Source organism: Vibrio sp. BS-M-Sm-2, assembly GCF_041504345.1.
Taxonomy (GTDB): domain Bacteria; phylum Pseudomonadota; class Gammaproteobacteria; order Enterobacterales; family Vibrionaceae; genus Vibrio; species Vibrio satsumensis.
Map to the genome: position 1 here is coordinate 152,870 of NZ_CP167895.1, position 23,000 is coordinate 175,869.

A 23,000-nucleotide genomic window follows, 5' to 3' on the forward strand; every position below is an offset into this window, starting at 1 on the left:
CATTCAAGGTCTGTCTTTGAGTCCACAAAACCCCTTGGGTGTTGTATGGTTAAGCCTCACGGGCAATTAGTACAGGTTAGCTCAATGCCTCGCAGCACTTACACACCCTGCCTATCAACGTCGTAGTCTACGACAACCCTTTAGGACGCTTATAGCGTCAGGGAAAACTCATCTCAAGGCTCGCTTCCCGCTTAGATGCTTTCAGCGGTTATCGATTCCGAACTTAGCTACCGGGCAATGCCATTGGCATGACAACCCGAACACCAGAGGTTCGTCCACTCCGGTCCTCTCGTACTAGGAGCAGCCCCTTTCAATTTTCCAACGCCCACGGCAGATAGGGACCGAACTGTCTCACGACGTTCTAAACCCAGCTCGCGTACCACTTTAAATGGCGAACAGCCATACCCTTGGGACCGACTTCAGCCCCAGGATGTGATGAGCCGACATCGAGGTGCCAAACACCGCCGTCGATATGAACTCTTGGGCGGTATCAGCCTGTTATCCCCGGAGTACCTTTTATCCGTTGAGCGATGGCCCTTCCATTCAGAACCACCGGATCACTATGACCTGCTTTCGCACCTGCTCGAATTGTCATTCTCGCAGTCAAGCGGGCTTATGCCATTGCACTAACCACACGATGTCCAACCGTGTTTAGCCCACCTTCGTGCTCCTCCGTTACTCTTTGGGAGGAGACCGCCCCAGTCAAACTACCCACCAGGCACTGTCCGTAATCCCGATTCAGGGACCAACGTTAGAACATCAAAACTACAAGGGTGGTATTTCAAGGACGACTCCACCACATCTAGCGACGCGGTTTCAAAGTCTCCCACCTATCCTACACATGTAGGTTCAATGTTCAGTGCCAAGCTGTAGTAAAGGTTCACGGGGTCTTTCCGTCTAGCCGCGGGTACACTGCATCTTCACAGCGATTTCAATTTCACTGAGTCTCGGGTGGAGACAGCGTGGCCATCATTACGCCATTCGTGCAGGTCGGAACTTACCCGACAAGGAATTTCGCTACCTTAGGACCGTTATAGTTACGGCCGCCGTTTACCGGGGCTTCGATCAAGAGCTTCGACCGAAGTCTAACCCCATCAATTAACCTTCCGGCACCGGGCAGGCGTCACACCGTATACGTCATCTTACGATTTTGCACAGTGCTGTGTTTTTAATAAACAGTTGCAGCCACCTGGTATCTGCGACTCTCGTCTGCTCCATCCGCAAGGGACTTCACTGATAAGAGCGTACCTTCTCCCGAAGTTACGGTACCATTTTGCCTAGTTCCTTCACCCGAGTTCTCTCAAGCGCCTTGGTATTCTCTACCCGACCACCTGTGTCGGTTTGGAGTACGATTCCTTACAATCTGAAGCTTAGAGGCTTTTCCTGGAAGCATGGCATCAATGACTTCACTACCGTAGTAGCTCGACATCGTATCTCAGCGTTAGTAGCGGTCCGGATTTACCTAAACCACCCGCCTACGTACTTGAACCTGGACAACCGTCGCCAGGCCCACCTAGCCTTCTCCGTCCCCCCATCGCAATTGTAAGAAGTACAGGAATATTAACCTGTTTCCCATCGACTACGCCTTTCGGCCTCGCCTTAGGAGTCGACTTACCCTGCCCCGATTAACGTTGGACAGGAACCCTTGGTCTTCCGGCGAGGGAGTTTTTCACTCCCTTTATCGTTACTCATGTCAGCATTCGCACTTCTGATACCTCCAGCAGCCCTTACAGACCACCTTCAACGGCTTACAGAACGCTCCCCTACCCCACATACCCTAAGGTACGTAGCCGCAGCTTCGGTGTATAGCTTAGCCCCGTTACATCTTCCGCGCAGGCCGACTCGACCAGTGAGCTATTACGCTTTCTTTAAATGATGGCTGCTTCTAAGCCAACATCCTGGCTGTCTGAGCCTTCCCACATCGTTTCCCACTTAGCTATACTTTGGGACCTTAGCTGGCGGTCTGGGTTGTTTCCCTCTCCACGACGGACGTTAGCACCCGCCGTGTGTCTCCCGGATAGTACTTACTGGTATTCGGAGTTTGCAAAGGGTTGGTAAGTCGGGATGACCCCCTAGCCTTAACAGTGCTCTACCCCCAGTAGTATTCGTCCGAGGCGCTACCTAAATAGCTTTCGGGGAGAACCAGCTATCTCCAGGTTTGATTGGCCTTTCACCCCTAGCCACAAGTCATCCGCTAATTTTTCAACATTAGTCGGTTCGGTCCTCCAGTTGATGTTACTCAACCTTCAACCTGCCCATGGCTAGATCACCTGGTTTCGGGTCTAATCCTAGCAACTGTACGCCCAGTTAAGACTCGGTTTCCCTACGGCTCCCCTAAACGGTTAACCTTGCTACTAAAATTAAGTCGCTGACCCATTATACAAAAGGTACGCAGTCACACCACGAAGGTGCTCCTACTGCTTGTACGTACACGGTTTCAGGTTCTATTTCACTCCCCTCACAGGGGTTCTTTTCGCCTTTCCCTCACGGTACTGGTTCGCTATCGGTCAGTCAGTAGTATTTAGCCTTGGAGGATGGTCCCCCCATATTCAGACAGGATATCACGTGTCCCGCCCTACTCGTTTTCACTGATGATGAGATGTCGATTACGGGGCTATCACCCTTTACTGCGGCACTTTCCAGAGCCTTCATCTGTCTCATTAAAAGCTTAAGGGCTAATCCAATTTCGCTCGCCGCTACTTTCGGAATCTCGGTTGATTTCTCTTCCTCGGGGTACTTAGATGTTTCAGTTCCCCCGGTTTGCCTCCTGTTGCTATGTATTCACAACAGGATACTTACTTATGTAAGTGGGTTTCCCCATTCAGGAATCCCAGACTCAAAAGGTTATTACTACCTAATCTGGGCTTATCGCAAGTTATTACGCCTTTCATCGCCTCTGACTGCCAAGGCATCCACCGTGTACGCTTAGTCACTTAACCATACAACCCGAAAGGGTTTCTGTTTTACTTTCACTTTTGAAAAGTGAAATCAAACTAGTATGGCAACTAACCAAGGTTTTTGGTTGTCATCAAGAAGGGTTAATTCTTGATAACTGTTTGCCGGACTCAATGTGATTCAAACAAGTTTGAATCGAATACAAGACACTTGAATGTGTTTGTTGTGTTTATACCGTTCTTATTAAATAAGAGCAGATAAACATTGAGAACTTTTAAATTTGATTAACTTAATCACAGCCTTGAGCTGTTTGGTTTCACTTTTTAAAGTGAAAACTAATTAAGTAATCAGTCAGCTTTCCAAATTGTTAAAGAGCAAGAGTTTTTCAAGTTTTAAACTTTCAAAACCATTTTTAAAAACTCTCTTCAGACTTTTATCATCAAAGAATGTTTAAAGATGGTGGGCGATACCGGGCTCGAACCAGTGACCCCCTGCTTGTAAGGCAGGTGCTCTCCCAACTGAGCTAATCGCCCATGATAGTTTTGATTCCTTCATGGAGAAAGAATGGTGGAGCTATGCGGGATCGAACCGCAGACCTCCTGCGTGCAAGGCAGGCGCTCTCCCAGCTGAGCTATAGCCCCATATTTTTATTTCCTTGGGAGGAAATGGTGGGCGATACCGGGCTCGAACCAGTGACCCCCTGCTTGTAAGGCAGGTGCTCTCCCAACTGAGCTAATCGCCCCAAATTTTATTTCCTTGGGAGGAAATGGTGGGTCGTGCAGGATTCGAACCTGCGACCAATTGATTAAAAGTCAACTGCTCTACCAACTGAGCTAACGACCCAATGGTATCCCGTAGGGGAGTCGAACCCCTGTTACCGCCGTGAAAGGGCGGTGTCCTAGGCCTCTAGACGAACGGGACACTGCTAATTTATCTCCACTTTAAAAAGTAGAAACAAACTTTGAAGAACTTGGGAGTTCTTCATCTCTTTGCTTTTCTAAACCTAATCAATCTGTGTGGACACTTATCGTGAGTATCTTCGTATAAGGAGGTGATCCAGCCCCAGGTTCCCCTAGGGCTACCTTGTTACGACTTCACCCCAGTCATGAACCACAAAGTGGTGAGCGTCCTCCCCGAAAGGTTAAACTACCCACTTCTTTTGCAGCCCACTCCCATGGTGTGACGGGCGGTGTGTACAAGGCCCGGGAACGTATTCACCGTAGCATTCTGATCTACGATTACTAGCGATTCCGACTTCATGGAGTCGAGTTGCAGACTCCAATCCGGACTACGACGCACTTTTTGGGATTCGCTCACTATCGCTAGCTTGCTGCCCTCTGTATGCGCCATTGTAGCACGTGTGTAGCCCTACTCGTAAGGGCCATGATGACTTGACGTCGTCCCCACCTTCCTCCGGTTTATCACCGGCAGTCTCCCTGGAGTTCCCGACATTACTCGCTGGCAAACAAGGATAAGGGTTGCGCTCGTTGCGGGACTTAACCCAACATTTCACAACACGAGCTGACGACAGCCATGCAGCACCTGTCTCAGAGCTCCCGAAGGCACACCTGCGTCTCCGCTGGCTTCTCTGGATGTCAAGAGTAGGTAAGGTTCTTCGCGTTGCATCGAATTAAACCACATGCTCCACCGCTTGTGCGGGCCCCCGTCAATTCATTTGAGTTTTAATCTTGCGACCGTACTCCCCAGGCGGTCTACTTAACGCGTTAGCTCCGAAAGCCACGGCTCAAGGCCACAACCTCCAAGTAGACATCGTTTACGGCGTGGACTACCAGGGTATCTAATCCTGTTTGCTCCCCACGCTTTCGCATCTGAGTGTCAGTATCTGTCCAGGGGGCCGCCTTCGCCACTGGTATTCCTTCAGATCTCTACGCATTTCACCGCTACACCTGAAATTCTACCCCCCTCTACAGTACTCTAGTTCACCAGTTTCAAATGCAGTTCCGAGGTTGAGCCCCGGGCTTTCACATCTGACTTAATGAACCACCTGCATGCGCTTTACGCCCAGTAATTCCGATTAACGCTCGCACCCTCCGTATTACCGCGGCTGCTGGCACGGAGTTAGCCGGTGCTTCTTCTGTTGCTAACGTCAAGAGATAGCGCTATTAACACTACCCCCTTCCTCACAACTGAAAGTACTTTACAACCCGAAGGCCTTCTTCATACACGCGGCATGGCTGCATCAGGCTTTCGCCCATTGTGCAATATTCCCCACTGCTGCCTCCCGTAGGAGTCTGGACCGTGTCTCAGTTCCAGTGTGGCTGATCATCCTCTCAGACCAGCTAGGGATCGTCGCCTTGGTGAGCCATTACCTCACCAACTAGCTAATCCCACCTAGGCATATCTTGACGCGAGAGGCCCGAAGGTCCCCCTCTTTGGCCCGTAGGCATTATGCGGTATTAGCCATCGTTTCCAATGGTTATCCCCCACATCAAGGCAATTTCCTAGGCATTACTCACCCGTCCGCCGCTCGACGCCCATTAACGCACCCGAAGGATTGTTAGTGTCGTTTCCGCTCGACTTGCATGTGTTAGGCCTGCCGCCAGCGTTCAATCTGAGCCATGATCAAACTCTTCAATTTAAAGTTTTGATTACCTAAACTAATAGGCGTGACTCAACGAATACTGACTTCAAAACTAATATTTACCACTCTTTCGAAAAAGAACAGAAACATGTAATTCTAAAGCTATTACCATTCCAACAGAATGATAATGAATTGACTGTGCCAAATAACCCCTCTTTATAAAGTAATTATTTGTATTGGTCACTCAGTTCATTGAAATCAATTTTGATTCCGAAGAATCTGTTTTATCTAACGATAAAACGTTTTGATATTCATCAACGAGTGCCCACACAGATTGATAGGTTTAAATTGTTAAAGAGCTTTACTTGTTGAGCGCTCCTTTTAGTAAGGAGTCTCTCGAAGTGGACGTGAATTCTAGCGATTTAATCTTAAGTGTCAAACACTTTTTAAAATTAATTTCTTTCGAACTTTACGTCATACTGATTACTGCTGAAGCCTTATGGCGTCTGCCGTGTCAGTGAGGCGGCATTATAGAGATCATCGAAAACATGGCAACCCCTTTTTTGATAAAAATTCAAAAAACTTGCTTAAGTGGCTACTTTTACGTCAAAAGGTTCTTTCGTAGCTCAAAGCTCATACAATAATGGGCATATTACTTAAAACTCTGCGATTAGATCTTTCGAAAAAGCCTCTATATCTAGCTCAATACTCCATTTCTCACTCAGTTCTAGGATGTTATCTAGCGATTGCTGAACTGTTTTTATCGTCAATGTGTTGTTGTCTAGGTCGTATACCTGTTTTTGCGTGGTGTAATAGAAGTAAAGGATACTCAGCGCATCTCGGTCGCCTTGCTCAGCTTTGGGTTGAATACGCTTGAGCTTGCGATAGATTTGATTATGGATTTGTTTAAGGTTCCACACATAAAGTGCTTCTTTGAAGTAATCATGCCCTTTTACACGACTCGCGATAAATGCATTCAATGCGACTGATAAGATCACACCTAATACATTCAAGTGGAAATTACCTGTCGATTCGCCTGCGATTGATTGTCCTGTACCGAATAGGTCAATCAGTATGGTTCCGAATACAATGGCGAACACGGCAAGTGAACCAACCAACGAAACCAATAACAGGTTCATCTTCTTTCTGTATTCTTCTTTATTGATCTTCTGTAACTTCATCGACTACTTCCTTCTGCAAGTCACCTAATAATTTGCGCATACTATCTACGTAAACATTGGGTCGCTTCAACCCTTACCATCTTGTAATGTGGCCATTCTCTATTTAATACGCAGAGTTCTTCTGGTTGGCGCTATACGCAACTCTATTTGACTTCATTAATAGAAAAGAGTTACATACCGCCACAATTTTGGTTATTCATCAATTCATGTTGATAAAGTCCGTTTCGCTTTATCACATACTGACAAGGTACATTCCATGCGTTCATTTGTATTACGCGCTCGCGCAGCCCCTACAGAGAGCAAACTTATCTTAGAAGGTGTTGGGCAAGATGCTCATACTGAGATTCTGGCTCATACTCTGATGAACACGATCTTCGTTGCTCAATCTCACCGTGAGAATGTCACCGTGCACCTTGTACTAGAAAGCACTAAAGACTTTTCACGTACGATTACATTCGATTCAAATGAGATCACCAACATTGGTGGCTTCCACGAGTCTGCATTGTTATCAGCGGTAGTAAGAGCAGTTGACGCTTCTCAAGGTATGACTAAAGAGCAGACGCGTCAGGTTGAACCGGGCATCACTGTTCGTACTATGAGTTTTGAAAAGCTGGTTAAAGAACTGGCTGAAGACCACCAGCTGTACATGATGGATAAGAAAGGTGACTTTATCCGTGATGCAGAGATTGCTGAAAACCCATGTTTCCTTCTAACTGACCACATCCCTATGCCGAAGAAAAGCTACAATAGCTTGAAGCGTCTGGGAACAGAGAAAATCAGTTTAGGTCCGAACATGCTGTTCGCTTCTCAGTGTGTCGTGTTGATCAACAATGAGCTAGATCTAAGAGGCTTCTAATTCAACCCAATAGCTGTTGAAATAAAATGGAGCGATCATCGCTCCATTTACTCCTTTGTTCAGTTAACATCCGCACTAAAAACGAGCTTCAACTGTCATCCCTTCAACCCAATACTCTTCTGGCGGTGCTGTAATAAAGTCCAATACAACTTTCAAATACGCTGGCTGACCTTCAAACGGGCTTACTAACTGGCTTGGTAATTTACTCACAACTTCTACCGAATCGGACACTTCAGCTTCAAAAGAGCTACCGTTAGGAAACTTTACTAACGCATTTGCTCCCTCTACAGCGTCTTCTAAATATTTCGGGTCTAGGTAAGCCACGATATGAGGAGCGGTATTTTTTGCTATCGTCACTAGCTCATCGCCTTCAAAAACACGCTGCCCTTCGACAACATGTATATCTACGACGCGACCCGCATAAGGAGACTTTATTGATAACTCTTGCTCTCTTACACGCTTAAGGGCTAAGTCTTTCATCAATGAACGTCTAGCCTGACTAACTGGTCCAGCTAACTCCCTCTCCTCTTCAGCCAATTTCGCGCTTTGATAATCAAGCTTTTGTTGGTTCAACTGGTTGTTCAGCGAGTTACCCATCCCAACAATACTGGCATAATCCACATCCGATACTTGTCCTTTTTTACGATATTCTTCATAACGTTTTTGAATTTGCTGTACTTTACTGAGGTTCCGACGTGTTTCTGCAATACCGTTTAGGTACAATGCTTCCATATCGCTTGGTAAATTGACTTTTAACCCTAACAGCTCCGCATGTATAAACTCAATTTGAGCTTCAATTTCCAAATTCGTCAATTGAATTGCAGTCTGTGCTCGCTCCACTTGAGTTCCGTCGTCTATGGGAATCGGCCCAACAATGCCTGCAACCTTAGCAGTCAGAGTAACTGGATAAGACGTAACAATAGCCGGAGCAATCACGAGAAAATTTGTCTTCAACAAAAAATAAGCCACAAATAAAAGGGGGCTTACTACCAAGCTCAAGATCAAATACCAACGAAAGCGATATCCCCCTCTTTTTGCTTGCCCGTAAGCAACCTTTACACCGTCATCCGATTGAGGTTTACTTTTTTTATCCAGATGAAATTTTACTTTCATTGCTAAAACCTTTTGCCTTTTTTCAATACCCACCAAGGAGCCATACTCGACTCTTCGTGACTTCTTCTAAATAATTCATTAATCATGGAGAACGCAGTAATCAACCGCATAAAAAACTGATAAAAAGGATATAGGGGTAGCCATTTAGCCATTCTTAGATCCTCTTTCTCCCTTTCAGAAACTAAACCAATGTAAACAGTAAAAAATAGAATTACGGTCAACAAATACACGCAATAAATTAGAATCATCAATGCAGCAACAAAATCCATTGAGTACACCCAAAATATATAAAACATGAACACTGAAACTAGAATCGGCAGCAATACATTTTGCAAAACACCATAAACAAGAGTGAAGATGAAATTCCCCCAACCCAGTAAACGGGGGTTAGTCCTTCATTGTGTTTCCTCAAAAACAGAAACAATAAATCTCCGTCCCATCTAAGCCTTTGCTGTACTAATCCTTTTAAGGTATGAGGCACGTCAGTATGACCGACAGCTCTTGGTGTAAAAGCCAATCTATTATTTGGGTAGCGTTTCTTATATTGCTTAAGCCTCATCGTTAAATCGAGATCTTCAGCCGTATGCGTATCCCAACCTCCAACTTGTTTTAATACATTTTTTCTAAATGCACCAAAGGCTCCAGAAATATTATTTAGCACTCCCCAATTTGAGAGCCCTGTTTTTCCTGCTTGCATAGACAACATATATTCTAGAGACTGCATACGAGTAAGTAAGTTGTCCTGCCAATTTCTTACACGCAACGCACCACCTGAAGCAATCACATTCTTGTCAGTAAATTGCTTCATCATTTGCAGTGCCATATCGTTATCAAAAGAAGTATCGCCATCAACATTTATAACAAAATCGCCGGTGGCATTATCTAAACCAGCATTCAACGTTGATACTCTTCCTCCCCTTTGCCACTTGGGTATAACTCGAACATTTCGATTTTTTACAGATTGATGTCTCTGCTCACCTCGAATCGCAGCTTGATAAGTATCTTCATTCTGAGCTGCACCATCAACTACCGCTAACACTTCAATCTTTCCGGGATACAGTTGCTCAACTAGTGTGTCTATCGTAATTTCAATCGCATCCCCTTCGCCATAACAAGTAATGACGAAAGATATGCTCGGGTATTCTGTTATCTCAATATCACTCTCAGAATAAGACCAACGAAATATCCCTGTTAACACGAGTAAAAAAAGTGGCAGTTCAACAATAACCATCATGGGAAACAGCATGAGCCATAACTCTGTATTTTCGAGTAACATTCCCCAAAAATATTGTTGAAGATTGAGGCTATTCGACAGCATAAATTTCGCCGACTTTACTCTCTAACCACGCCCCTACGTCCTCTTTAACCATGGGGTCAGGAAGGCTCCAAGCAAACACATTCAATGTAAAATCATCGTCTTCAATAAGTAGACAAAGGGCTTCTATTTTTTCACGCAGAACATTGATATGTTCCATCTTAGCTTTAGGCATAAATACGAAAAGAACATCACTTTTGTACTGACAACAAATATCTGAGTCTCTAAACAAACCGTTAAGGCGCTCAGTAATTTGCTCGATCAAAGCAAACATTTTCGCATCTCCATTCTTAGATACATATTGAGCTAAATCAGGGAGATGCAGACCTAGGAGAAGATGCTCTTCTTGATGACGGATAGCGATACGATTGACCCAATCAAGGAGGTTCGAAAAATACCCGCTGTCTACTTTGCCGCGTAGGGTCAGCTCTGGAGCAGATAATTTGACGCCGTGACGAAATATATACTCGCCCTGCACACCTAATTTTAATGAATAGATTTTCCTGACAACCAACTGAGAAACATCATTCTTGGCATCACAACTAAAACAAACAGCCAAAGTCTCAGCTTCAGAAAAGGAATGAGAACAAACGTTACATGAATGAGTCTCTAACGGGCGGTCATAATCCACACCGATATGACGAAGTTGAGTTAAACATTTAGGGCATTCCAGTTTATGGTTACGTTTAAATTGTCCTTGTTCGGCTACATGACCACAGGTGAAACAATGTAATGAGACACGCTCGGTAATATCAATGCCTTTACATGAAGGGCACACTTCGATGTAATTCAAATGAGCACTAGCGCAGTCAGAACATACACGGACTCGATTGATCAACTCATCATATTCAAACGTATCACGCTTGGTTTCTGACAAAACAAAACGATATGTAGAACTCAACTCTGGATAATATAAGTCGACTAAAGGGTAAGAATATATCGATTTCAGAGTCAGGGATCGATGAGGGACTAGTCGTCGATCTTGCTCTAACCCTAACCATCCAATTAAAGGGTCTAAAGCCTCCGTCGATTCGGAAACACTGTTCAACGTTCTACTATGTTGGAGCAGTTCTTCCTCGATAGTCTCTTGATTTAAAACTCCATCAGATAAACAAACTGACAATGCGCTAGTTTCAAATACATAAATCTTCCAAGACCAAAACTTTCTGCAACGGTGAAGTTGACTTAATAAATCATCTTGTACACTGGCTTCTGTGTTTAGAAAAACCACACCACCTAACAACTCTGGTAGTTGCTCAATATCACTTACTTGCGCAATATCAAATCGATTTTCCGTATCAACTATTGGGGTCCCAAGACAGTAAATTTTTAATTTATCTCTCATTCATTAACTCCATACTTTTGACACTTCCACCGTCAAATAAACGTAACATTCTGAATATTAATGAATGCTATTGGATTGGTCGGCCTTATACAAATACTAGATATCGATGTAAAAACAGTCCAATTATTAACCAACAATATAAAATACTGACACCATTACATTAACAACACGGAAACATAGATATTAATGATAATTTTAAAATTATAGATAAACAGCACTCCAAAAATTGGATAGCGATACTTTTTTCAGACTAATTACATCAACTTTCGGAGCAATGCTTCTCTCTAACTCATTCAATCTTATAAATTTCTCATATCACTTCTATACTGATTCCAATCTTAATTAATTGTGTTAAAGGCAAAGGATGAGCGTATTAACCGTATTCTTCTGTGGTACAGGCTCAAACTCAGAAGACAACAATCACAAAAACTATGTTTCTGGCGAATTGATTTCGACGCTAGCGAAGAATGCAACGGGCAGAGACATGATTGACTACATTCAAGTGGATGGCGTTGGCAGTGGCAATCAGAACGAGTGGTTGAAGCAAGGTAAGGACGACACGTATTCTGGAGTTAAGGGAACATTGTTGGGCAAAGGCATTGATAGCAATATGCGCCATGTTCTGAATATCTTGCGTGGAAACCAACAAGATAAGAATGACTACATGAAGCGAGCGAAAGGACTGCTCAGTGAATCTCGCCCTGCAAAATCGGCTTGGCCTTTTGCAACCAACCAGAAATATCAAAATTGGTTGAAAGATTCGCAAGAACTAGCGGCTGACCTGAAACACGGCATGGCAGCACGCCAGCAGAACATCGCGATTGAGCGCCAAAGTAAACCGATTAGCCAAGTTAACATCGTGGGTTGGAGCCGCGGGGGTGTCAGTTGCTTTGAATTGGCGAACCGAATGCTCAAAGATCCCAAGCTAAGCCATATCCCAGTCAACATCTTTGCGTGTGACCCCGTTCCCGGTGGGATGAACGCATTCAAGGATTACAAATTACTGGGCAAAAACGTCAAACAGATCGTATGTGTTTTTGCTGAAGACGAACGCTCATTAGCTTTCAAAGCGAGAATGCCACGCATGTCCCCTTCCACTAAATATTACACTACCTATATGCCAGGCCGACACGGTACTTTGGTAGGGAATGCCAATACCTCAGGCGGAAGTAAAGGTGCGGGTTTACTTACTGGCCCCGGGCTCGTTACCCGTGATTTCATGGAAAAGGTACTAACGGGTTGGGGAACGCAACTTAAGGCGAACTCGACATTGAACATTTCTAGGCAGCGCATCATTGAGCTATACGAGCAAATGCGCAGTAATGAAGATCACTTCAATAAAATGCACGGCATGACTTACACGGCAAAGAACCGGCTGTTATGGACAAGCAAAGATAGAATCGGTCAGCAGAGGGAGCGTCGCTATGGTATTCCAATGTATCGCTTTCAGTTCCCCGGAATCACTAACAATTACGGCGATGCCATTAACCGTCATCACTGTGATGTATTAGCCACCAATGCTTTCGCTGCATACGGTACTTCGGCTGCGCTGCCAAACGCAGTCTGATAATCATGCTTTGTTAAACACATTTCAGGACGGGACAACCTAAGCAAAAAAAGAGCTCAACTATGTGAGTAATGCCAGTCAGTTAAGCTGACTGGCATTTTTTCTGTTTGTTGCATATTTCTTGGGTTTCAGTTTTACCCAGCGAGGATAGCTTCTATCTTCTCTTCGGGGTGGTAGGATAAACATAGATACTTGCTGTAATAACACTTCATAGTGTTTAGGTAGTTTTCCCGGGCTCGTTAAAGGTAAAGCAGCGAAGTATTGAGTCACAGCCATGGCACTACTCGTAAAGCTTAATTGATTCGGCCAGATGCTATCTAACTTACTCGCTGCTTTTGTCATAACCTGCCTTATAAGGTTATAGGCTAACAAAATTCCCCAGAGCTCCTGTTTGACCATATCTGGCCGCTTACTTCGCAATGTATACTCACTATCCAGCAAGGTTTGCTTCATTTCCCGATAGCCTAATTCGATCTCCCAACGATAGCGATAGAGCTCTACGATGTCTTCACCAGGAAAGCGCAACCCATCACACATTGATGTAAGTACCTGATATTCCTTACCCTTGATAATTTTCGATACTAACCTTGCTTCTATTGTCTCAGGGAGATCACTGAACTTCTTTCTTGCCTGAGGTGTTGTTTTTATGGCAACGATAGCGTCACTCCGGCTGTATTTATGGACGACTTCATACTGAAAGTCCTTTCTCACAGGGAGCATCCAATGCCTTTCTTGACCTACTTTGTTCCAACGATTAAGCAGCCCTAAAGAGTAATATCCTTTATCAAAAATAGTCAGAGAATGATTTGGTGTTTGCTCGATGAGCTCTTCTGCGAGCCGCATTTCGCTGGTGCGATAGTCAGAGAATGCACTATCGATTAGTTGATGACTTGTAAGCTCCATCAAGCAAACCATACGTACCTTAGGGTAAATATTTTCAGATGATTGATTACGCTGTGCTTTAAATTCTTGATGATTTTCAGGTGTATCTGTTGTTCTCCAAACGACACCATCGACGGAGAGAAGGTTTAATCCACACCAAGTTTCGAAGTTAGACGCTTGATAGCTATGCGCTGCCATCTTCTTAAAGACTTGCTTTACACCTTCTTCACCTAATCTCTGCCTCGCTTGAACAACAGCACTTGGTGCAACAAAGCGTTGTTTGTCTGGCAGGACAATATCGAGTTGGTTAGCGATATCCCAAACAGATTGTTGACGAAAGAGACTCATTCCAACAACGGACCAAAGTACTGCTTCCAAAGGTAACCGCCTTCTTCTAACGGTTGCTACGCCAGCTTGCTCAAAGCCTTGCTGGATAAGCTCTGGACTAAGAATGTCAGAGTATTTGTCAAAGTGATGGAAGGTATTACATGACCGAAAAGTATTAGCAAGTTGGCTTTCTAAAGACATAAAAAATCCGATATTAGTTTCCTAATATCGGATTTTGAAGCCTTTTGAGGATCGGTCAAATGATCTCACAAATTTCTTAACTGATCGGCATTACTCAACTATGTGAGCTCTTTTAATTGTCTATCTCTTGGTATCTGTGGTGTTATCTCAGAATCAGACCTGATTAACCAAAGATGAAGCTGTATAGGAAGCCTGCACCCATCGCCATGCTTAGGATAACGAATAGGAATGCTGCAATCATTTGGTTCTTGAAGATTGATTTAAGCAGGATAACTTCCGTCAAACTTGCACCTGCACTACCAATGATCAATGCCATTACTGAACCCAGCGCCATACCTTTCTGTACTAGAGCTGCACTTAATGGGATTACCGCTTCAGCACGAATGTACAGTGGAATACCAATCACGGCAGCTACTGGAATCGCATACCACATACCTTCACCAGCGTACTGTGCAATTAGGTCTGTAGGAATGAAGCCGTAGATGAATGAACCAATCGCGATACCCATCATTAGGTAAGGGAAAACTTGTTTGAAGTCTTTCCAAGTTGAGAACCAAATTCTCATCCAACGACTAGGTTCTTTCTTCTCTACGATTTCAGCTGTTGCGCTTCCATCCGCTGAACAGCATGAAACCGTTACTTGTGGCTCTTCTTTTTTAGAATCGCAGCAAGATGTCTCTTTCGCCATTACGGGTGCAGGTTCGCCACATGCACTTGTACCACATGAAGATTCTGCTTTAACCGGTGCGGCTTTCTTAGGAGCAGAGTCACCACAGCTAGTGCCACAGCTTGAAGCTGAACCTGTTGATTCATACGCTTCAGGTTTTACGTAACGCTCAAAGCCAAGCTTCTCAAGTGCGTAACCAGCCACTACAGATACCGTCATTGCTACAAGGAAGTAGAACACAGCGACTTGCCAACCGAACGTAATCACGAACAAACCAATGATCACTGGGTTCAATAGTGGGCTACCGAATAGGAACACCATCATTGGACCGAAACCCGCTCTTGCACGCAGCAATCCTTTTAAGAAAGGAATGGTCGAACATGAACAGAAAGGTGTAATTGCCCCCAGTAGTGCTGCTACTACATAACCCTTACCATTACGTGAGCTCAGGATAGATTGAATCTTTTCTGGTGTAAGGAACTCTTGAAGAATCCCAACAATGTAGCTGATCGCTAAGAAAAGGATAATTAGCTCTACTGCTAAGAAAGCGAACATATCAAGTGCGTCTTTTAGCATTGTTAACATTTCATTGCTCATAATTAACTCCAAACTGGATTGAAGGTCGGGCTCTATGAGAAAAGTAACCAACCCTTAATTTCGAATATTCTCGAATTATAGAAATAAACAGCTCCAGATCAAGCTTTATTTCGATAAAAATCGAAATGATTTTCTAAAACACATTTTTTCAATGACTTACACAGCCACCGTTTTTAAATTTGAATTCGACATACATTTCGACTAACATCGAAATTAAATCTTGAGGAGTTAATATGAACTTAGAAGTCGTTGCGAAAGCACTTAAAGAGTTGGGGCACCCTATTCGCCTAACCATTTATAAGAGTGTCGTTAAAGCTGGCTATCAAGGCATTGCAGTTGGCGGCCTACAAGAAGAACTAGGCATTCCCGGTTCTACCTTGTCTCACCACATATCAAGCTTGGCGTCTGCGGGCCTAATCAGCCAAAGACGAGAAGGAAGAACTCTATTCTGCGTGGCGGAGTATGAGTGTCTAGAAGGCGTGATTGATTTCTTACAAGACGAGTGTTGCGTGAATGAACAGTGCAACTGATGCACCTTTGAACGGGGCACCTTTGAATAAGGCACCTTTGAAGCTCGAACAAGTTTGGGCCGAGTATCAGCAAGCATTAAAGTCATTCCTGCATTCAAAGGTCAACAATTCTGCGGATGTAGACGACTTGCTCCAAGATATCTTGATTAAGACCTATCAGAACTTAGACAAAGTCCAAGATGCGAGCAGTGTTAAGGCTTGGCTGTTCCAGTTAGCCAACAACACCATCATCGATTTCTACCGTAAGCATGCACGCCAACAACGTGATAGCCAAATTGATGCTGAAGATCTGTGGTTTACCGATTTAGACCACGACTCTGAATTTAAGCAGAAGCTCTCATTGTGTATTGAACCTTTTATTCAGGCACTGCCAGAACAAAGTTCATCGCTACTGCTTGCTGTCGATATCAAAGGCCAAAGCCAAAAAGAGATCGCAGAGGCTCAAAACATCAGCTACTCAACCGTTAAGTCTCGTGTTCAGAAAAGTCGCGGGGATCTTAAGAACTTGTTTGAAGAGTGCTGTAACCTGTCACTTGATCAACAAGGCAATGTGATTGATTGCGAGCTTAAGCCGGACGCTAGCTGCGGCAAGTGTTAATCGTTACATCGAATCCGTTATTTCAATAGAACAAAGCCAGCAATTGATGCTGGCTTTGTTGTTTTCATAATCTGCAAATCACGCTTTACTTAAGCAAATCTAAAGCTTAAGCGAATCGAGTGTTTGATCGAACCGAACTATGCTGCTTCCGCTTTTACCACAGGTTGATAGCGCCCCGGTTTATGGTTCATTGCTAGAATCAAGTTGGTGACTATCGCACCAAGCACAGACAGGAGAACCAGTGACACATCAACAATAAACAGTGAAAGCACAACAATCGTACAGTCTAATGCCATCTGAACCTTGCCCGCACGAATTCCAAAACGTTCTTGTAGGAACAGCGCCAGAATGTTGAAGCCACCTAAGCTCATCTTATGACGGAAGATCACCAGCATGCCGGTACCAATCAAGCCGCCACCAAGTAAAGCTGCATACAATGCATGAATTTCGGCAATTTGAATCACGTGATACAAGTGATCCACGGCGAACGAAACAATCGAAACCGCGATAAACGTATTGATGGTGAAGCGCCAGCCCATACGAGCGACCGACAAAATATAGAAAGGTAAGTTAAGTGCGAAGAACACTTGGCCAAAGCTTAGGTCTGTTACTTTGGTAATGAAGATCGCTAGACCAGCCGTGCCTCCGGTGAGCAAACCGACTTGGTTGAAAAAGATAACGCCGAGTGAAACTAGTGCGCTACCTAAGAGCAGTGCCAGTAAATTTTCGCGAAGGTTATGATCTTTATCCATGTGAATGACTCTCCCTGAATCTTTTAACATCGCGTTTCAGTAGTTTTGAAACGATTTATGCCCAAATTTACGATGTTTGACAGATAAGTCGAGTAAATGGCCAATGTTGATTAGTGATTAGTTTGTATATTAGTTTTTACAGTTTTGTGAAATCTTCAATTAAACAGACAGTTACAATCTTGCATTTGGACTTTCATTCTTAATTACATACTTCTATCTATTAACCAGCAAACTTCGAGTTTTCCTATTTATTGGTCACGTTTTACCCTAATTCTAACGACGCATAAAACCATGCATAAATCTATGCATAAAACGCATAGACTAAATCACAAATGGTCATTTGATACATACCTCACTCGTCATTATGATGCGCGACTTCTTACAACATTGAGCGCATGTCAACACCGTATGTTTTCACAATCTCTTTTTGCCCAACTGGCCAGAATGACGCTATTTCTCGTCATTAGTTTGGTTATTGTGCATCACAGCCAGCCATTGATTGATCTCTTGGCTCAGCATGCCGTGAGCAGTGGATGCCACCAGCAGTCAGCTCATGAGCATTCTGGGCACGAACATCACCATGAGATGCCTGACCAACACATGTCAGCGCAAGACCACTCACATCACCACCATTAGTTTAAGAGTATAAGAATGAGCATTTTCCGTTTTCCTTTACTGGTATGGCTTGGGATCGGCACACTTATTATCAGTCTAGGGATCAGACAATCATTCGGCATTTTCATGATGCCAATTTCAGAGCATTTCGGCACGGGTCGAGAGTTTTTCAGCTTCGCGATTGCGCTACAAAACCTATTGTTTGGCGTGTTCCAACCTTTTGTTGGTATGGCTGCTGACAAATGGGGAGCAAGACGCATCATTATTGCTGGCGCATGTGCTTACGGTTTGGGTTTACTTCTTACCTCTATTTCTACCGAATCAAGCATGCTTTACGTTTCATTAGGCGCATTAGTTGGCCTTGGATTGAGTGCGACGAGCTATGTGATCGTGCTAGGCGCGGTAGCAAAAGTAGTACCTGCAGAGCACGCAGCGAAGGCATTTGGTTTAACCACAGCAGCAGGTTCATTTGGTATGTTCGCGGTAATTCCGGGCGCACAATACATGTTGAACGAATTTGACTGGCAGAGTGCAATGCAAGTCTTTGGCGTACTTTGTTGTTTCATGATCTCTTTTGCCCTGTTTATGCGAGCGCCGAAGTCGGCAACCAATAAGCAAGTAGAAGACACTCAGACACTAAAAGAAGCGCTGTCTGAAGCATTTGCGAACAAAAGTTATTGGTTAATTCACGCAGGCTTCTTCGTGTGTGGTTTCCACGTGATGTTCATTGCGACGCACTTACCGAGTTACTTAGCCGACAAAAACCTACCCGCGAGCAGCGCAGCAATGGCACTGGCTTATGTGGGTATCTTCAACATCTTCGGATCTTACTTCTGGGGTGTGATGGGCGATAAGTTCAGCAAGCGTCATGTAATGTCGGCACTGTACTTAGTACGTACTGTGGTTATCGGAGCTTTTGTCACTTTGCCTGTTACTGAGTCAACTGCGGCTATCTTCGGTGCAGCGATTGGTTTTTGTTGGTTGGGTACGGTTCCGCTAACTTCTGGCTTAGTTCGTCAGATCTTCGGTGCTCGTTACCTGTCGACGTTGTACGGTTTGGTGTTCTTTACTCACCAAGTGGGTAGCTTCTTAGGCGCTTGGGTTGGCGGTCGTATTTACGATTACTACGGTTCTTACGAGCCAATCTGGTGGTCAACCGTGGTACTTGCATTTGCGGCAGCGCTTATCCATTTACCAATCAATGACAAGCCGATTGAGCGACTGAAATTGGCAATGGCTTAACGTTTAACGCTGACTCCCCCACTAGCGTAAACAACAAGTCGTTCCAATAAAGCGAGTGAGTATTGAAGGGAAACATCCTGATATACTCACTCGCTTTTTTGTTAGTCACTATTTCACCAATTAAAACGGCCGATATTTGCATAAACCTCACTGAATAATAAGACTATCCTTTTCGTTTTAATTTATAGTATCCACTCGCTCCTTTAAAACTAATCCGCAGGCTTATGGAATACATAGATCAGACTGTCCTTATCGCAATGGCACTCATTTTTGCTGGCTCATTTGTGCAAACCGCAATCGGCTTTGGTTTGGCCATTGTTGCAGCCCCACTGCTGTTTTTGGTTTCACCAGACTATGTACCTGCGCCTATCTGCTTGGTTGGCCTGTTTATCTCTTTATTCAACGCCTTTAAACACCGTGCAAACATTTCTATTGGCGGGTTAAAAATCGCATTGCTGGGCCGCATTCCGGGCTCATTGGCAGGCGGAGCATTATTGGTGATGGTTTCAACGAGCGTGTTGTCATTATGGTTAGGCTTATTGGTGGTATTTGCCGTGATTGTTAGCCTACTGCCATTCAGACTCGAACCAACCCCAATCAAGATGGGTATTGCAGGGTTCTTCTCTGGGTTCTTTGGCACCAGTTCTGGTATTGGTGGTCCACCGATGGCACTGCTACTCCAACACCAAGATGCCAATCAGCTTCGTGGTAACCTTTCTGCGTTTTTCGTGTTTAGTTCGATCATTTCGTTGGTTGTACAGATCCCAATTGGCTTCTTCACGCTACACCACTTGATCATCACTATACCTTTGCTGCCTGCTGCTTGGTTGGGTTACAAAGTGGCGTTAATGACGACACAAAGCATCCCTAAAGAGAAGATACGCATTGGTTCATTACTGCTATGTTCTCTCAGTGGCTTTACGGCAATCTGGCAGGGTTTAGCTGGCTAGTTATTGGCGATAAAGACAAGAAGAAGAAAGACATCTTAGAAAACCAACACAAACACCCAGTAGATAAAAGGACGCTCTATGACTTACGACGAATTCAACGCATTCTGCGAGTCACTGCCTGCAACCAGTTATGTGATGCAGTGGAATAACTCGCACGTTTGGAAAGTGGGTGGCAAGGTGTTTGCGATTGGTGGTTGGGGACCGAAAGATGAGCCTGCGTTTATCTTCAAGGCGTCCGATCAGAATTTCGACTTTCTCAAAGAAGAGCCGGGCTATAAACCCGCACCCTACTTTGCTTCACGCGGTATGAAATGGATTCAGCTGTTTGAAAGCACGCCAGAAAGGGATGAGGAGCTGAGATACTATCTCATTGAGTCACACCGAATTGTGTCCTTAGGTCTAACCAAAAAGAAGCAAGCAGAGCTAGGGCTCAATCAGTAGCGTTTATTACGTACTGCTAATCTGAGCCCTTCTTTTGCAGTGAGGACGGATCCCTAAGAAGTCTGTTTCAAAAATGCAGGTAAATAGCGTTCTATTTTTTGCTCTGAGATAAGCGGCACCAATAAATAGATCAAACCCGCAAAGGCAATAGATCCGGCCAAGTCTTCAGGTCGATGCATGCCAAGCCAAACACGGCTATAGGCGACACCACCAGCCCAAACCAGTAAACCGCCGACTAGATAAAAGCGTTTCGCCTCTAAGAACAAACCACCAAAGAACGCCAAACACACACCGACAAAGATCATATGTCCAGATGGGAAAGAGTAGTCCATTTCGCCAAGCCAATGACGCGTGCGCCACTCGCTCACCTTATCTTGTACAGACTCAATCGCAGCATTCTTTTCAACCAATGGTAATTCGTAAAACACTTCCGGCATTTCAACGACTTCTTGTGTCACTAAATACTCAGAATAAGGACGAGGACTCTCAGTGGAATGCTTTAAGAAGGTTTTCGCTGCAAAGCTAAGCACCAACAACAAGCCGAGCTGCAGACAAAGACTGACTAACTTAGCTTTGGAAAACTTCATCGTGAACAATACTAAAGACAAAATCGCTAGCGTTACCAAGAATCCTTGATTGCCCGCAGAGTAAGTCACAAACGTTATGAAGGCGCCATAGAAAGGCAAAACAGCACTTCCAAGGTCGAAGTCAGATCCAAAGATCAAAAAGGGTATGAGGGAATACAAACTTAGAACGAGCAGTAATAAGCCTTTGGATTTGTTAGAGAACAGAGAAGTCATGGCTAAGATCTTTTAGATAAAGTGGTCGGATGCTATCGCAGCTTAGCATCGTCAATATCAATTTTATGTCAAAACGGTCAGTCAGCCGTCATGGTGTAACAATATTCGATTAATGGACCTCTTGAGTATTGATTCGGTGAACAGCCACACCAGCACCAATAATGTACAACATCCATTTATGTTCATAGAGATAGCAAAAACCACTGAAACCAGACGAGACAAAGGCATCATCCCACTAATAAACTACCGGACGCGTTCTGCTGATAAAGTGAACACTTACCGGATTATAAGGCCAAAATCTTAAAAACTTTGCTGTCAGTCCTTTAAATCCACTATTGAAAGGATTACCATCTGGTCTGCTTTCAAAGCAAAACAAATTATTAATTTTTATTCTCAGGGCGGGGCGAAATTCCCCACCGGCGGTATGTCCTTAGCAAAATCTAAAGATAAGCCCGCGAGCGCTCGATTCGTCGAGGTCAGCAGATCTGGTGAGATGCCAGAGCCGACGGTTATAGTCCGGATGAGAGAGAATGGAAACACACTCGTTTAAGTTGGAAAGGCGCACCTATCTATTGGGTTGATGCCTCCAACTCAGACGGGTGCATTTCGTTTTGGATAAAACCATAATGAGCTAATACCAATCACAGTAAATAAATGATCAGAGATAGCGCAGGAAAAACGCTTGAGAACAAGGCAAAATTTTTCGATAAGTAGTTATTCTACAGTCAAAAATTCTAACGCCGTTATCAAGGGTTTTAACCAGCTAGAATGACCAGTTGTTTACTACGATTGGTACAAGCTACTTGTAATGAGTAGGCTTTGTTGTGCTCGGTTGAGATCCCTCATACAGCCCTGATTCTGGTGATATTTTAGGAGTTTAACCATGAATCAGTCTTCACTACTTGCCGAATTTGGCGAACCAATCACTCGCGTTGAAAACGCACTGCAAGCTCTACGCGAAGGTCGTGGCGTACTTCTACTTGACGATGAAGATCGTGAGAACGAAGGCGACATCATCTACTCAGTAGAACACCTGACGAATGCTCAAATGGCGCTTATGATCCGCGAATGTAGCGGCATTGTGTGCCTGTGTCTAACTGACGAGCAAGCGAACCAACTTGAACTTCCACCTATGGTTGTTGATAACAACAGCGCAAACCAAACTGCGTTTACCGTAACTATCGAAGCGAAAGTTGGTGTAACAACAGGTGTTTCTGCCGCTGACCGTGTAACAACGATCAAGACAGCTGCAAATCCAACAGCTAAGCCTACTGACCTTGCTCGCCCTGGCCACGTTTTCCCATTGCGTGCTCGTAAAGGTGGTGTACTTGCTCGTCGCGGCCACACAGAAGGTACAGTGGATCTTATGCAAATGGCTGGTCTTCAATCTGCCGGTGTACTGTGTGAAGTAACCAACCCAGATGGCACGATGGCAAAAGCGCCAGAGATCGTTGCTTTCGGTAAAATGCACAACATGCCAGTACTGACCATTGAAGATATGGTTATGTACCGCACTGAGTTCGACCTTAAGCTTGCGTAACGTTTAGTTCAGTCCTCAATGCTAAACACTTAGCATTTAGCATT

At 44.4% G+C, this 23,000-nt stretch carries 16 protein-coding genes, 5 tRNA genes, 2 rRNA genes, 1 pseudogene and 1 riboswitch; of the genes and pseudogenes, 8 read left to right on the top strand and 16 right to left on the bottom strand.

Annotated elements, in window-relative coordinates; translation table 11 throughout:
• Positions 1-45: 45 nt before the first annotated feature.
• The 8 genes from AB8613_RS16825 to AB8613_RS16860 all read right to left on the bottom strand — a co-directional run bounded on the left by AB8613_RS16825 (position 46) and on the right by AB8613_RS16860 (position 6,618).
• Positions 46-2,939, bottom strand: a 23S ribosomal RNA gene (locus AB8613_RS16825).
• 413 nt (positions 2,940-3,352) lie between these two features.
• Positions 3,353-3,428 (bottom strand) — tRNA-Val (locus AB8613_RS16830).
• A 32-nt stretch (positions 3,429-3,460) separates the two neighbouring features.
• Positions 3,461-3,536: transfer RNA gene (locus AB8613_RS16835), tRNA-Ala, on the bottom strand.
• A 25-nt stretch (positions 3,537-3,561) separates the two neighbouring features.
• Positions 3,562-3,637: transfer RNA gene (locus AB8613_RS16840), tRNA-Val, on the bottom strand.
• A gap of 25 nt (positions 3,638-3,662) precedes the next feature.
• Positions 3,663-3,738 (bottom strand) — tRNA-Lys (locus AB8613_RS16845).
• Positions 3,739-3,740: 2 nt separating this feature from the next.
• Positions 3,741-3,816 (bottom strand) — tRNA-Glu (locus AB8613_RS16850).
• Positions 3,817-3,939: 123 nt separating this feature from the next.
• Positions 3,940-5,494 (bottom strand): 16S ribosomal RNA (locus AB8613_RS16855).
• The 16S and 23S rRNA genes sit together here with 5 tRNA genes alongside, the layout of an rRNA operon.
• 599 nt (positions 5,495-6,093) lie before the next feature.
• Positions 6,094-6,618, bottom strand: coding sequence for a DUF3087 family protein (locus AB8613_RS16860; protein WP_372385292.1), 525 nt, complete (start codon positions 6,616-6,618; stop codon positions 6,094-6,096).
• 256 nt (positions 6,619-6,874) lie between these two features.
• Between AB8613_RS16860 and trmY the strand changes: the two genes are divergently transcribed.
• Positions 6,875-7,474 (top strand): tRNA (pseudouridine(54)-N(1))-methyltransferase TrmY, encoded by a 600-nt coding sequence (trmY, locus tag AB8613_RS16865; protein ID WP_102462221.1) that lies wholly within the window; start codon positions 6,875-6,877, stop codon positions 7,472-7,474.
• Between the two features lie 75 nt (positions 7,475-7,549).
• On the opposite strand, the gene AB8613_RS16870 is transcribed toward trmY, so the two are convergent.
• The 3 genes and pseudogenes from AB8613_RS16870 to AB8613_RS16880 all read right to left on the bottom strand — a co-directional run bounded on the left by AB8613_RS16870 (position 7,550) and on the right by AB8613_RS16880 (position 11,247).
• Entirely contained in the window at positions 7,550-8,623 is a 1,074-nt protein-coding gene (locus AB8613_RS16870; RefSeq protein ID WP_372385293.1) for an HlyD family secretion protein, read from the bottom strand.
• Positions 8,590-9,905: pseudogene (locus AB8613_RS16875) on the bottom strand (glycosyltransferase). Before AB8613_RS16875 ends, AB8613_RS16870 begins: the two are co-directional and overlap by 34 nt.
• On the bottom strand, positions 9,892-11,247 hold the full coding sequence (locus AB8613_RS16880) for a diguanylate cyclase (protein ID WP_372385294.1): 1,356 nt from the start codon (positions 11,245-11,247) through the stop codon (positions 9,892-9,894). The pseudogene AB8613_RS16875 and the gene AB8613_RS16880 overlap by 14 nt, the downstream one beginning before the upstream one ends.
• A gap of 364 nt (positions 11,248-11,611) precedes the next feature.
• Between AB8613_RS16880 and AB8613_RS16885 the strand changes: the two genes are divergently transcribed.
• On the top strand, positions 11,612-12,814 hold the full coding sequence (locus AB8613_RS16885; protein ID WP_372385295.1) for a hypothetical protein: 1,203 nt from the start codon (positions 11,612-11,614) through the stop codon (positions 12,812-12,814).
• 78 nt (positions 12,815-12,892) lie between these two features.
• Here AB8613_RS16885 and AB8613_RS16890 read toward each other — a convergent pair whose 3' ends face one another.
• Together AB8613_RS16890 and AB8613_RS16895 are read right to left on the bottom strand one after the other, a co-directional pair.
• Positions 12,893-14,224, bottom strand: coding sequence for an IS4 family transposase (locus tag AB8613_RS16890; protein ID WP_372383695.1), 1,332 nt, complete (start codon positions 14,222-14,224; stop codon positions 12,893-12,895).
• A gap of 163 nt (positions 14,225-14,387) precedes the next feature.
• Positions 14,388-15,488, bottom strand: a complete 1,101-nt coding sequence (locus AB8613_RS16895) for a permease (RefSeq protein ID WP_017070391.1) — start codon at positions 15,486-15,488, stop codon at positions 14,388-14,390.
• 233 nt (positions 15,489-15,721) lie between these two features.
• Between AB8613_RS16895 and AB8613_RS16900 the strand changes: the two genes are divergently transcribed.
• Positions 15,722-16,018, top strand: coding sequence for a helix-turn-helix transcriptional regulator (locus AB8613_RS16900; RefSeq protein ID WP_004733042.1), 297 nt, complete (start codon positions 15,722-15,724; stop codon positions 16,016-16,018).
• On the top strand, positions 16,002-16,616 hold the full coding sequence (sigZ, locus tag AB8613_RS16905) for an RNA polymerase sigma factor SigZ (protein WP_372253221.1): 615 nt from the start codon (positions 16,002-16,004) through the stop codon (positions 16,614-16,616). The genes AB8613_RS16900 and sigZ overlap by 17 nt, the downstream gene beginning before the upstream one ends.
• A gap of 137 nt (positions 16,617-16,753) precedes the next feature.
• Here sigZ and AB8613_RS16910 read toward each other — a convergent pair whose 3' ends face one another.
• Positions 16,754-17,368, bottom strand: coding sequence for a YitT family protein (locus tag AB8613_RS16910; protein ID WP_009846279.1), 615 nt, complete (start codon positions 17,366-17,368; stop codon positions 16,754-16,756).
• A 472-nt stretch (positions 17,369-17,840) separates the two neighbouring features.
• Complete coding sequence (locus AB8613_RS16915) at positions 17,841-17,990, bottom strand: hypothetical protein (RefSeq protein WP_372224565.1); 150 nt, start codon at positions 17,988-17,990, stop codon at positions 17,841-17,843.
• A gap of 29 nt (positions 17,991-18,019) precedes the next feature.
• Here AB8613_RS16915 and AB8613_RS16920 point away from each other — a divergent pair, with 29 nt between their 5' ends.
• The 3 genes from AB8613_RS16920 to AB8613_RS16930 all read left to right on the top strand — a co-directional run bounded on the left by AB8613_RS16920 (position 18,020) and on the right by AB8613_RS16930 (position 20,616).
• Positions 18,020-19,225 (top strand): MFS transporter, encoded by a 1,206-nt coding sequence (locus tag AB8613_RS16920; protein ID WP_102549410.1) that lies wholly within the window; start codon positions 18,020-18,022, stop codon positions 19,223-19,225.
• Between the two features lie 224 nt (positions 19,226-19,449).
• Positions 19,450-20,175 carry a sulfite exporter TauE/SafE family protein gene (locus AB8613_RS16925; protein WP_017083156.1) on the top strand — a complete coding sequence of 242 codons (726 nt, stop codon included), beginning with the start codon at positions 19,450-19,452 and terminating at the stop codon, positions 20,173-20,175.
• 78 nt (positions 20,176-20,253) lie between these two features.
• Positions 20,254-20,616, top strand: a complete 363-nt coding sequence (locus AB8613_RS16930) for an MmcQ/YjbR family DNA-binding protein (RefSeq protein WP_017065872.1) — start codon at positions 20,254-20,256, stop codon at positions 20,614-20,616.
• A 53-nt stretch (positions 20,617-20,669) separates the two neighbouring features.
• Here AB8613_RS16930 and AB8613_RS16935 read toward each other — a convergent pair whose 3' ends face one another.
• Positions 20,670-21,416: a phosphatase PAP2 family protein gene (locus AB8613_RS16935; RefSeq protein WP_372385296.1), complete on the bottom strand. Its 747-nt coding sequence runs from the start codon at positions 21,414-21,416 to the stop codon at positions 20,670-20,672.
• 385 nt (positions 21,417-21,801) lie between these two features.
• A riboswitch (FMN riboswitch) is annotated at positions 21,802-21,952 on the top strand.
• Between the two features lie 347 nt (positions 21,953-22,299).
• Here AB8613_RS16935 and ribB point away from each other — a divergent pair.
• The gene (gene ribB, locus AB8613_RS16940; protein WP_004733029.1) at positions 22,300-22,956 is read left to right on the top strand and encodes a 3,4-dihydroxy-2-butanone-4-phosphate synthase; all 657 of its coding nucleotides are present in this window, start codon (positions 22,300-22,302) and stop codon (positions 22,954-22,956) included.
• The last annotated feature ends 44 nt before the right edge of the window (positions 22,957-23,000 follow it).

What these genes read in the sequence shown, in the direction of transcription:
- AB8613_RS16860 (WP_372385292.1), bottom strand. Translation starts at nt 6,618, where the DNA reads ATGAAGTTACAGAAGATCAATAAAGAAGAATACAGAAAGAAGATGAAC.
- trmY (WP_102462221.1), top strand. Translation starts at nt 6,875, where the DNA reads ATGCGTTCATTTGTATTACGCGCTCGCGCAGCCCCTACAGAGAGCAAA.
- AB8613_RS16880 (WP_372385294.1), bottom strand. Translation starts at nt 11,247, where the DNA reads ATGAGAGATAAATTAAAAATTTACTGTCTTGGGACCCCAATAGTTGAT.
- AB8613_RS16885 (WP_372385295.1), top strand. Translation starts at nt 11,612, where the DNA reads ATGAGCGTATTAACCGTATTCTTCTGTGGTACAGGCTCAAACTCAGAA.
- AB8613_RS16890 (WP_372383695.1), bottom strand. Translation starts at nt 14,224, where the DNA reads ATGTCTTTAGAAAGCCAACTTGCTAATACTTTTCGGTCATGTAATACC.
- AB8613_RS16895 (WP_017070391.1), bottom strand. Translation starts at nt 15,488, where the DNA reads ATGAGCAATGAAATGTTAACAATGCTAAAAGACGCACTTGATATGTTC.
- AB8613_RS16900 (WP_004733042.1), top strand. Translation starts at nt 15,722, where the DNA reads ATGAACTTAGAAGTCGTTGCGAAAGCACTTAAAGAGTTGGGGCACCCT.
- sigZ (WP_372253221.1), top strand. Translation starts at nt 16,002, where the DNA reads ATGAACAGTGCAACTGATGCACCTTTGAACGGGGCACCTTTGAATAAG.
- AB8613_RS16910 (WP_009846279.1), bottom strand. Translation starts at nt 17,368, where the DNA reads ATGGATAAAGATCATAACCTTCGCGAAAATTTACTGGCACTGCTCTTA.
- AB8613_RS16920 (WP_102549410.1), top strand. Translation starts at nt 18,020, where the DNA reads ATGAGCATTTTCCGTTTTCCTTTACTGGTATGGCTTGGGATCGGCACA.
- AB8613_RS16925 (WP_017083156.1), top strand. Translation starts at nt 19,450, where the DNA reads ATGGAATACATAGATCAGACTGTCCTTATCGCAATGGCACTCATTTTT.
- AB8613_RS16930 (WP_017065872.1), top strand. Translation starts at nt 20,254, where the DNA reads ATGACTTACGACGAATTCAACGCATTCTGCGAGTCACTGCCTGCAACC.
- AB8613_RS16935 (WP_372385296.1), bottom strand. Translation starts at nt 21,416, where the DNA reads ATGACTTCTCTGTTCTCTAACAAATCCAAAGGCTTATTACTGCTCGTT.
- ribB (WP_004733029.1), top strand. Translation starts at nt 22,300, where the DNA reads ATGAATCAGTCTTCACTACTTGCCGAATTTGGCGAACCAATCACTCGC.